The organism is Kluyvera huaxiensis, assembly GCF_040149365.1.
GTDB classification, from domain to species: Bacteria; Pseudomonadota; Gammaproteobacteria; order Enterobacterales; family Enterobacteriaceae; genus Kluyvera; species Kluyvera intermedia_A.
In genome coordinates, this window is sequence record NZ_JBEFLV010000017.1 from 110,798 (window position 1) to 120,569 (window position 9,772).

Annotated in this window: 9 protein-coding genes and 1 pseudogene; 3 read left to right on the top strand and 7 right to left on the bottom strand. The window is 52.4% G+C overall.

Features of this window, described 5'->3' with window-relative positions; genetic code table 11:
* Window positions 1-134 precede the first annotated feature (134 nt).
* Together ABOC97_RS17225 and ABOC97_RS17230 are read left to right on the top strand one after the other, a co-directional pair.
* Window positions 135-1,106, top strand: coding sequence for a fatty acid desaturase (locus ABOC97_RS17225; RefSeq protein ID WP_349600107.1), 972 nt, complete (start codon window positions 135-137; stop codon window positions 1,104-1,106).
* A complete protein-coding gene (locus ABOC97_RS17230) occupies window positions 1,099-1,899 on the top strand; it encodes a phosphate/phosphite/phosphonate ABC transporter substrate-binding protein (RefSeq protein ID WP_349600110.1) in 801 nt (266 codons plus the stop codon). Before ABOC97_RS17225 ends, ABOC97_RS17230 begins: the two co-directional genes overlap by 8 nt.
* Before the next feature lie 4 nt (window positions 1,900-1,903).
* On the opposite strand, the pseudogene ABOC97_RS17235 reads toward ABOC97_RS17230, so the two are convergent.
* From ABOC97_RS17235 to ABOC97_RS17255, 5 genes and pseudogenes are all read right to left on the bottom strand, one after another.
* Window positions 1,904-3,219: pseudogene (locus tag ABOC97_RS17235) on the bottom strand (NtaA/DmoA family FMN-dependent monooxygenase).
* Between the two features lie 55 nt (window positions 3,220-3,274).
* Window positions 3,275-4,165, bottom strand: a complete 891-nt coding sequence (locus ABOC97_RS17240) for an ABC transporter substrate-binding protein (RefSeq protein ID WP_266027807.1) — start codon at window positions 4,163-4,165, stop codon at window positions 3,275-3,277.
* A gap of 29 nt (window positions 4,166-4,194) precedes the next feature.
* Window positions 4,195-4,872: an ABC transporter permease gene (locus ABOC97_RS17245; RefSeq protein ID WP_349600114.1), complete on the bottom strand. Its 678-nt coding sequence runs from the start codon at window positions 4,870-4,872 to the stop codon at window positions 4,195-4,197.
* Entirely contained in the window at window positions 4,872-5,501 is a 630-nt protein-coding gene (locus ABOC97_RS17250; protein ID WP_349600117.1) for an ABC transporter permease, read from the bottom strand. Before ABOC97_RS17250 ends, ABOC97_RS17245 begins: the two co-directional genes overlap by 1 nt.
* The gene (locus tag ABOC97_RS17255; RefSeq protein WP_349600120.1) at window positions 5,494-6,582 is read right to left on the bottom strand and encodes an ABC transporter ATP-binding protein; all 1,089 of its coding nucleotides are present in this window, start codon (window positions 6,580-6,582) and stop codon (window positions 5,494-5,496) included. Before ABOC97_RS17255 ends, ABOC97_RS17250 begins: the two co-directional genes overlap by 8 nt.
* A 313-nt stretch (window positions 6,583-6,895) precedes the next feature.
* Between ABOC97_RS17255 and ABOC97_RS17260 the strand changes: the two genes are divergently transcribed.
* Window positions 6,896-7,873 carry an alpha/beta hydrolase gene (locus tag ABOC97_RS17260; RefSeq protein ID WP_349600123.1) on the top strand — a complete coding sequence of 326 codons (978 nt, stop codon included), beginning with the start codon at window positions 6,896-6,898 and terminating at the stop codon, window positions 7,871-7,873.
* A gap of 153 nt (window positions 7,874-8,026) precedes the next feature.
* On the opposite strand, the gene ABOC97_RS17265 is transcribed toward ABOC97_RS17260, so the two are convergent.
* Both ABOC97_RS17265 and ABOC97_RS17270 read right to left on the bottom strand, forming a co-directional pair.
* Window positions 8,027-8,299: a hypothetical protein gene (locus tag ABOC97_RS17265; protein ID WP_349600126.1), complete on the bottom strand. Its 273-nt coding sequence runs from the start codon at window positions 8,297-8,299 to the stop codon at window positions 8,027-8,029.
* Window positions 8,300-8,703: 404 nt separating this feature from the next.
* Window positions 8,704-9,417, bottom strand: a complete 714-nt coding sequence (locus tag ABOC97_RS17270; RefSeq protein WP_349600129.1) for a lysogenic protein — start codon at window positions 9,415-9,417, stop codon at window positions 8,704-8,706.
* Window positions 9,418-9,772 lie beyond the last annotated feature (355 nt).

Sequence of the window (9,772 nt, forward strand, 5' to 3'; positions counted from 1 at the left end):
GTGGATAACCTGATGTTGCGCGGCGCAGCCCCTGTTTTTCTGGCAAAGCATAGCGATTTAAGTTCTTTGTTATTTCAGGCGTTATCCCCGATCTTCATACCCTATATTCACTGGCGGAAAGGGCGTCTGAAGGAATGGGTAAACGAAACTCCCTCTATTTGCACCAACAGCAACGAGAACATATTCACCAGCTTTCAACCAGCATCCTGTGGCGCAGTGAACTCCCGACCTGGATAATCATGATAGCCATTTATGGCGGCTGGTTTACGACCCTGGCGAACTGGCAGGCGTTGGGTTTATATCCCGCCACCGTGCTGCTTATCGGCTTTACCGCCTGGTACATGTCGCTACAGCATGAGTTGATCCACGGACATCCCACCCGATATCCCCGGCTGAACCAGCTTTTTGGCACACTGCCGCTGGCGGTCTGGTATCCGTATGGCCTGTACCGCGATTCCCATCTGGCGCATCACCGTAACGATCATCTTACCGTCCCGGTGGACGATCCTGAGTCTTATTACTTTAGCGATGAAAGCTGGGCGCGGTTTCGCCCGTGGCAGAAGCGGGTGATTCATCTGCGTAACACCTTTATCGGACGGCTGTTGCTGGCGCCGCTGATAGATATCGTGCAGACGCTGGGCAGCGCCTGGTCCGCCTTTCGCCGCGTGCAGGTTGCCGCCATGCTGATGTGGGTCATCCACGGAGCTTTACTCGCCGTGCTTTTTGGCTGGATGTTGCACCTTGGCTTCTCCCCGCTGTGGTTTGTTCTGGCGGTGAGTTACCCCGCGCTGGCGCTGACCAAAGTGCGATCTTTTTTTGAGCACCGGGCGGCGGACGATCCGCTGGCGCGTTCGGTCATCAACGAGGCCGGGCTGTTTTGGCGGGTCCTGTTTTTGAATCTTAACTATCATTCTGTACATCACGATCTGCCGGGTGTGCCCTGGTATGGGCTGAAGGCAGTTTACCTGCACAATCGCGATGCCTATCAGCAGCGCAACCACGGTTTTCTGGTGAAGGGATACGGTGAATGGTTACGCCATTTCTGGGGGAAACCGGTGGATGTGACGGTGCATCCGGGGAGTTATAAAGGAGAAGGTCATGAGTGATCCGCTGGCATTCCCGATGTACGCCGTTAACCGCCGCGACACCGATGCCCTGTGGCTGGCGGTGCAGAAACTGCTGGTTGCCCGTGGCGTGCCGGTAGGGAGCCTCACGCCAGTGTTGCCACAGGAGGCGCTGGCGGCACATTGGCAAAACCCGCAGCTGATCCTGAGCCAGACCTGCGGTTATCCACTTGTGACGCAGCTTTTGGACGTTCAGGTGGTCGGGTGTTTTCACTACACCGCGCCGGGCTGCGAGAACATCTATTACCGCAGCATGCTGGTGGTGCGTGAAGAGGATAAGCAGCAAACTCTTGCTGATTTTCGCGGCCGACCGGTGGTCTGCAATTCCACAGATTCGCAGTCAGGTTACAACGTACTGATGAAAATGGTGACACCGCTGGCGGTGAACGGGCGCTTTTTCTCGCGCGTTGTCCTGAGCGGCAGCCATCGTCAGTCACTTCATGATGTGAAGCGCGGTGAAGGGGATATCGCAGCCATCGACTGCGTAACCTGGGCGCTATTACAACGTCATGAACCCGCGTTACTGGACGGGCTTGCGATTATCGACCACAGCCCGCTGGCGCCTGGATTACCGCTCATCACCGCCGGGGAAACCTCTGCCGACATGCTTGCTGCGCTGCGTGAGGCACTGCATACGCTGGTGACGGCGGCGCAATACCGGGAAATTTGTGCCGCGCTGCTGATTGGCGGGTTTAGTGAGGTGTCGCGCAAGCCTTATTCGCCGTTACTGGACTGGCGCAGCGCGGCGCAAACAGCCGGTGTCACCCGGCTGTAGCTATTCAGGCAAAGTTGTTTTTGGCCAGTGGAAGGCCCAGTTTTTCCCGCAGCGTTCCCGCCGCATATTCGCCTTTCATCACCCCTTTGGCTTTTAGAATCGGGACAACCTGTTCAGTGAAGCTGTCAAAATCCCCTGGCAGCAGCGGGAACATCAGGTTAAAGCCGTCTGCGGCCCCGGAAAGATAGATTTCCGCCAGCGTGTCGGCAACCTCCTGCGCACTGCCAATCACCAGCCAGCTGTCGGAGCTTTGCAGCAACAGACGACCCAGCTCGAGAATAGACAGGGCAGGGTCGTAATCCCGGATAAGTTGCAGTACGGTGCGAATACCGTCGAAGTTTGCTTCGTCCGGCAGCGGCGGCAGGGTTTATCGTAGGGATAAGGGCTCAGATCCAGCTTCAGATAAGCCGACAGCAGATCGATAGCCATCCGATCGCTCATCAACTGCGCGTTAAGCTGCTGGCGCTCGGCTTTTTCGGCTTCGGAATTCACCACCACCGGCAACACCCCAGCGATGATTTTAAAGGCTTCAGGTGAACGTCCGAGCGCGTTCAGGCGCTGATTCATCTCCTCGCGGTAGGCTTTTCCCTGCTCGATGGACTTGATAAACACAAAGTGCATATCCGCCCTGCTGGCGGCGAGTTGCTTACCGGCGTCCGAAGAGCCTGCCTGCACGAGAACAGGATGCCCCTGCGGCGGACGTGGCACATTAAGCGGGCCACGTACCTTAAAGAAATCTCCGTGATGGTTAAGACGATGCACTTTGTCGGCATCGGCAAACAGGCCGCGCTGTTTATCAAACAGGAGCGCGCCATCTTCCCATGAGTCCCACAGATGGGTGACCACATCGATAAACTCCCCGGCGCGCTGGTAACGATTACCATGCTGCGGGATCTGATCCAGACCGAAATTGGCAGCTTCTTCTTCCAGCCAGGAGGTCACAATATTCCAGCTTGCGCGCCCGTTACTCAGGAAATCGAGCGAGGCGAAGTAGCGCGCCAGGTTATAGGGTTCGGTGTAAGACGTTGAAGCGGTGGCCATCAGACCAATATTGTCGGTTACGGCTGCCAGCGCCGAGAGTAGCGTCAGCGGTTCAAGCCGGGCATTGGCGTAATGGGCAAGGCCGCTGTCCCAGATCCCGGTATGGTCGGCAATGAACAAGGCGTCAAGCGTAGCGGCTTCGGCCTTGCGGGCAAGGGCGGTGTAGTAACTGAGGGTGAAAACCTCGTGTTCGGGTGCGTCCGGGTGACGCCATGAGAACCGATAATCACCCTGTGGATTGAAAAAGAACAGGTTCAGGATCATGGTGTTGTGCGACATTGTGGGGCCTGCGTCAGGTTGTGGCCGCTCCCTGGCCATTGAATAATTTAAAGCGTTAAAGATTGGTGTTGACCCATTGTTGTGCCACGGCAGCCGGATCTTTGTGCTGGAGGTCGACCTGCTTGTTCAGCTCGACCAGGGCGGTGTTATCCAGCTTGTGAGACACCTGATTGAGGATGCCGTCGATTTTTGGCGTCAGCGCCGCTTTGCGTACCAGCGGGACAACGTTCTGGCTTGGCTGCTCGTGTTTATCATCTTCCAGTACCACCCAATCCTCTTTGGCGAGCGATCCCTGGGTGGATATCACCGTTGCCACATCTATTTTTCCGGAGTTCAGCGCCAGACGGGACAGCGGCCCGCCCATATCGAGGGATTTCACCTCTTTAAACTCCAGGCCGTAGACGCGCTTCAGGCCCGGCAAACCGAGGGCGCGAACCGGAAACTCCGGTGGGCCGCCGATCACCAGCTCGTGTGCAACAGGCGTCAGATCGGAGAGTTTGGTTAATCCGTATTTTTTGGCCGTTTCAGCGCGGACGGCCCAGGCCGTGACCGAACTGGCGGGAGAAGGGGTGAGCAGCGTGAATTCTGCCGGCAGCACTTTTGCAAGCCCGGCGCTGACGTCGCTCTGGGTGGTCGCCAGGGTTTTAGTGTCATAATAATTCAGCAGCGCGCCGAGATATTCCGGGACAATATCTATTTCGCCGCTTTGCAGGGCCGGAATAATAATTTCGCGGTTGCCCAGATTAAGCCGGGTTTTAACATCAATATTATTTTTCTTTAATGCGCTGGCGTAAATATTGGCAAGAATTGAGCTTTCGGTAAAGTTCGCCCCGCCAATGGTGACGGTTTCCGCCAGGGTGGTAAAACTTAAGCTGAATAATCCTGCCGCCAGAAGGGATAACTTAAATCCACGGCGGTTAAACGCTTGCCATAATGATTGCTTCATAGTGCCTCTTTTTTTGCAGGTGGTTTTTATCATGATTCAGTTATTGCGGGTGCGGCTTTTGACTGAAATAACACGTTGTTGATCAGTGAAAATATCCCCTCGCAGGCAAGTGCCAGCAGCGTCACCACGAGGGAGCCGGAAATGACCTGCGGTATATCGCGCTGCCCAAGACCATCAATCAGGAAGCGGCCCAGCCCGCCCAGCCCGGCATAGGCGGCGACTACCGCCGTGGCGATAAGCTGCAACAGCGCGGTGCGAATTCCGGCAAAGATCAAGGGCATCGCCAGCGGGATGCGCAGCTGCCACAGGCTCTGTACGGGCGTCATACCAAACGCGGTGGCGGCGTCGCAAAGGGTGCGATCGGCGTGGTAAATCCCCACCCAGGTATTGGTCAGGATCGGCGGGACAGACAAGGCGATTAGCGCAAGAAATACCGGCACGTCACTGAAACCAAACAGAATAATGCACAATAAAATCAGGCCAAGAGAGGGGATCGCTCGGCCAATGTTGAACAGGTTGATGACCAGGAAAGCCCCTTTGCGCCAGTAGCCCAGCGCCACCCCCAGAGGTAACGCAATGGCCGAGGCGATAACCATGCTCACCAGCACATACCAGAGATGCTCGCGTAAGCGCAGCAGGATCCCCGTATCGCCGAGCCAGTGGTCTGGCTGAATTAACCAGTGCCAGGTTGCTGTTAAGATGTCCATTAGCGTGCCCACGGAGTAATCCAATAGCCCAGACGCGCTATCAGAGAGTCAAAAATAAACGACAGCACCTGGCTCAGCACCACGCTCACCACAATCGGCGTAAGGAAATCCTGGTTAAAGCCCGACAGCAGCAGTTGCCCAAGACCGCCCTGACCAATGAGCGCCGTGACCGTAACCAGCCCGACCAGCGTGACCGAGGCAATACGCAGCCCGGCAAACAAAGACGGGATAATCAGGTGCAGCTCAACGTCAACAAACCGGTACCAGCGCGTGTAGCCCAGCGCGCGGGCGGATTCGAGCACGTCCGACGGCAGCTTTTCTATCCCGGCGACCACGTTACGGAGCAGGATCAGCAGTGAATAGAGCGTTAAGCCGATCGCTGACGTGGTGAGTGACAGGCCGGTAAACGGGATCAACAGAATAAACAGCGCCAGCGAGGGGATGGTAAACAGCACCCCGCACAGACCGAGCAGTGCCGGAGCCGATGCGGGCCAGCGCAGGGTCAGGCCAATCAATACCCCGGTGAGAACCGTGCCGAAAAAGAGCGATACCGCCACCAACAGCGTGTGCTGCCAGAGCAGGGCAGCAATCGGGCCCTGATTATCCACAATCCATTGCCAGTCAATCATAGCGGCGAACATCCACATGCCCGTTCAGTACGCGCTGGAGCAGCCCGTGGGAAATACTTCCCTGATACTGACCGTCGCCGTTGACGTGCACCAGCACGCCACCCGGCGCATCCAGAAGTGCGCTGTATGCGAAACGCAGGGAGTGAAGCGCCTTCAGGGTGAGTGAAACGGGCAGGGTGGTGCGCCGCTCAGGGTCGAGCCAGTACAACGGGCGCAGCTGTTTATCCAGCACCAGCCGCAGCGGACTGGCAACCACCGGGTGCTGGCTGAAAATTGGGGTTAGCGTCTCGTCCACCAGCGGAACATCGTGACGCGGCAGCAGCCCAACCTGAAGCCTGGCAAGGCGTTTTAAGTTGGGCTCAGGCCCGATGAATCGCGCCACGAACTCGCTGGCTGGCTGGGTGAGGATATTATCGGGCGTATCAAACTGAGCCAGGACACCGCCTTCCTGAAAGATGGCAATTTTATCGCCCAGGCGAATGGCTTCGTTGATGTCATGGGTGACGAGCACGATAGTTTTGTGCAGGCGTTGCTGGAGTTGCAACAGCTCGTCCTGGAGCTTTTCTCGCACGACCGGGTCGATGGCCGCAAAGGGTTCATCCATCAACAGAATAGGGGGATCGGCCGCCAGCGCGCGGGCAATCGCCACCCGTCCTTGTTGCCCGCCAGAAAGCTGGTGGGGGTAGCGCGCAAGCAGACTCGGGTCGAGGGACATGATCTCAACCAATTCATCAATACGTGCCTGAATATGCTTTTTATTCCAGCCAAGAAGGCGCGGAACCGTGGCGATATTCTGGGAAACAGTCCGGTGCGGGAATAAGGCTGCACTTTGCATCACAAAACCTATTTTTCGGCGCACCTGAATAATATCGGCATCGGCTATTTTAATTCCCTGTACATAAACCGCACCGGCATCCGGGATATCCAGTTGATTAATCATACGTAATATCGTGGTTTTCCCGCAGCCGCTGGGGCCAACGAATGTGCAGAATTCACCTTCATTGATAACGATATTTAATTTTCCGATCGCGGCGTGCGTACTACCAGGGTACGTTTTGTTTATGTTTTCGAGTTTTATCATATGAAACAATAGCGCCCTGAAATTATTGCATTTATATAAAACACAAATTACAGAGGCGATGAACAGGGCGCAAATATGATATTTGCATTTGTATTGCAGGTATTTGGATTTTGATAATGGGTGATACAACAAGAGTGCGGTCGTCGATAACATCCTCTCACCCGGGAGAAGAGGGAACATATCACAGCAAAAAATAGCTCAGACCTGAAAACGCCACCATCCCCACAAGCATCGTCGCAAAAAATCAATGGAGAGCAGGTCGTATCTATAATATAAAATGGCGGGCACGCAGAGCTTTACAGGAACATCACCGATGAATATTACCGCCTCCATTGCCCTTTTGAGCGCTTGCCCATTTGTGAGTCTGGCGGCAGTGCCGGTGACCTTTTCCGAAACTGTCCTGGATGCCGCCGGGCCAAAAGGTTCTTTGAAAGGTACGTTACTCACTCCAAATTCAAAACCAACCGCTGTTGTTCTTATTGTTCCAGGCTCCGGGCCGACCGATCGGGATGGAAACAACCCGTTTGGTGTGAATGCATCGCCTTACCGACTTCTTGCTGAAGGCCTGGCTGAAAAAGGTTTTGCAACGCTTCGTATCGACAAACGTGGAATGTTCTCTAGCGCAATGGCCGTAGAGGATGCCAATGCAGTGACGATTTCTGACTATGTTGACGACGTTCGCACCTGGATAAAAGTACTTAGAAGTCAGTTACACACTTCCTGTATTTGGATTTTAGGACACAGCGAAGGAGGCCTGGTCGCGCTTGCCTCGGCTCAAGAAGAGGACGTGTGCGGCGTGGTTCTTATCGCCACGCCCGGGAGGCCGATGGGCGAGATGTTGAGGAGGCAACTTAAAGCTAATCCGGAAAACGAAGTGTTATTAAAACAGGCATTGCCGATAATTGATGCTCTGGAACATCGGCGGCGGGTCGATATTACGAATATGCATCCAGCACTGCGAATTCTCTTTAATCCTGCTGTTCAGGGATTTTTGATCGATGCGTTTTCATATAATCCAGGCCATCTCATTTCGACCATTTCCAAACCCGTGTTAGTGCTACAAGGGCAACGCGATCTCCAGGTGGAAGAAACAGATGCAAGACTGCTTAAAGCCGCTAATCCTCAAGCATCTCTGGTGATATTGCCCAATATGAACCATGTTATGAAAGAGGTGACTTCGGACGATCGAAAGGCGAATATCGCTTCATACGCTGAACCAGTACTCCCCTTAGCTCCCGGTGTAATCGACTCGATTGACCATTTCCTGACCCATAGCTCACCTATTCCATAGGTCTTTTCCCCCACAGCTTAGGGAGACCAGTGCAGCGAAGCTGGCTGACTATGAGCTGATCCCGGGTGGCATTCACACAGACGCGCTGAACGAAGACCTGTCACTTGCCGCTTGATGAGTCTGGAAGCCTTCAGGCCTGAAAGATCAATTGGCTTAGCCCTGCAGCCGGTGCCGATAATGTTTCAGGACAACGTGTGTCACGATTTGGCCGTAAATAAAGCCACCCAGCCCAGCAAATATTACGGTGCCGGTTATGCCGCCAAAGTGTGCTCCCGCGCCGCTAAAAGCCCCGCAGAGGGCGAGACCGGCCCATGTTTGCCAGTGCCGGAATGCCGATTTATACGCGCTCCGCCACCGTCTTCCGCGCTCCTGAAAAGATAAGTCTTTGAGTTCGGTAATACTTTTTAAGGTCCAGTAGATTTTCACGGTGATTTCCTTGGTCCGCTGTCTATGCGAAGGGAAACATAAAACACCGGCAAAAGAAAGGATTACCCATTGTCCGCACCTCGCTCTCATCGGACCTTCAGTTCTGTCCGCTGCGTGCCAGAAGCGGACGTTGCTAACATCTATCTGCATTAATTATTGGGGAGCAGGTCAACCTGATCTGCTCCCCATTGGCTCACACAGAATGCTGTTAGTAGTGCCCACAGATCGCTGAAAGCAGGCCTCACGACCTTTTTTCTGTCCACTTCGCTCCAGAGACGGAAAATTATACCTCAAAGAAAGTGTCTCCCGAGTTTCATTGATAATTATTTGAGGGATAAAAATACGCACCAAATTTTTATCAATTTCTTTCGATGTGTTTCGACCCTTTATATTAGGAGTTAACTTTATAGTTTAGATCGCTCATTACTATTAATCCTGACTTCATTGGGATCAAGGTAGTCAAGCAAATCAATTAGTGCATGTTGCAACTTCTGTAATCGAATGCGATAAGCTTGTATGTTCTTCGTCATTTTAACAACTTCGCCTTTCAATTCTTTAAATAAAAATTCGTCACAAAACGCATCTTTTCTTATGAATTCACCATAGCCAATACAATTATATCCATTATCTCTTTTGATTAACATCTGCTCGCCAATAGCTCTTTGTTCTCCCGCAAAGAAAATAAAATGAGGACCAAGGCTATCTGTTTGTATCAATGAATATATTCTACTCTGCAGTTCGGATAGTTTGCGAGTCTTTAAATCATTTTCAAGATTTAGAAACTGAACGTCAATTCGAGCGGCTTCAGTCCATGCAAAAAATTGAGCTACAAGAAAAACAGTATTGTTTATAACATAGTTTTGATTTCTATCACTTCCGTTATGATAATACCGTTCAATGAATCCGCCTTCTAGTATGTTATAAATTCGACTTTGTAAGTCAGCGGCAGATCTAATCAATGGCTCAAGATAATATTGATGCTTCCTTTTTTCCTCTATGGCATTATTTATCTTATTAACCCTGTTCTGATTAAATGTAGTAATTCCAACAGAAATAATAACTGAAGCTACGGCAAAAACTCCACCAATGATACTCGAAATCAATGTCACATTCATCATAACCTCTTATATATTTTTAATCGTTCTGCTAACTTTACTTGCTTTAATCTAACCTTCAAATATAATTTTCGTCAATCATGTTATCCTATTAACTATCTAAAATAAGCTCATTTTTTGCATGAGCTTTGTGACAAAGATAGCTTCAATGAAAAGCCTTATAGAGTTACTAGGCCATAACAGTTTTTACGATAAACGCGAATGCAACGTCTGCTCCTCACTCATAGCGGACCTTCAGCTTAGTTAGCTTGTCCGCAGTGTGCTAGGGAAGGTGCGAACAAGTTCCTGATATGAGATCATCATATTCATCCGGAGCGCATCCCAGAGGGACATCATGAGCCATCAACTCACCTTCGCC

Excerpts from the sequence above, each read along its gene's own strand:
- ABOC97_RS17245 (WP_349600114.1), bottom strand. The coding sequence starts at position 4,872 with ATGGACATCTTAACAGCAACCTGGCACTGGTTAATTCAGCCAGACCAC.
- ABOC97_RS17250 (WP_349600117.1), bottom strand. The coding sequence starts at position 5,501 with ATGATTGACTGGCAATGGATTGTGGATAATCAGGGCCCGATTGCTGCC.
- ABOC97_RS17225 (WP_349600107.1), top strand. The coding sequence starts at position 135 with ATGGGTAAACGAAACTCCCTCTATTTGCACCAACAGCAACGAGAACAT.
- ABOC97_RS17255 (WP_349600120.1), bottom strand. The coding sequence starts at position 6,582 with ATGATAAAACTCGAAAACATAAACAAAACGTACCCTGGTAGTACGCAC.
- ABOC97_RS17260 (WP_349600123.1), top strand. The coding sequence starts at position 6,896 with ATGAATATTACCGCCTCCATTGCCCTTTTGAGCGCTTGCCCATTTGTG.
- ABOC97_RS17240 (WP_266027807.1), bottom strand. The coding sequence starts at position 4,165 with ATGAAGCAATCATTATGGCAAGCGTTTAACCGCCGTGGATTTAAGTTA.
- ABOC97_RS17230 (WP_349600110.1), top strand. The coding sequence starts at position 1,099 with ATGAGTGATCCGCTGGCATTCCCGATGTACGCCGTTAACCGCCGCGAC.
- ABOC97_RS17270 (WP_349600129.1), bottom strand. The coding sequence starts at position 9,417 with ATGATGAATGTGACATTGATTTCGAGTATCATTGGTGGAGTTTTTGCC.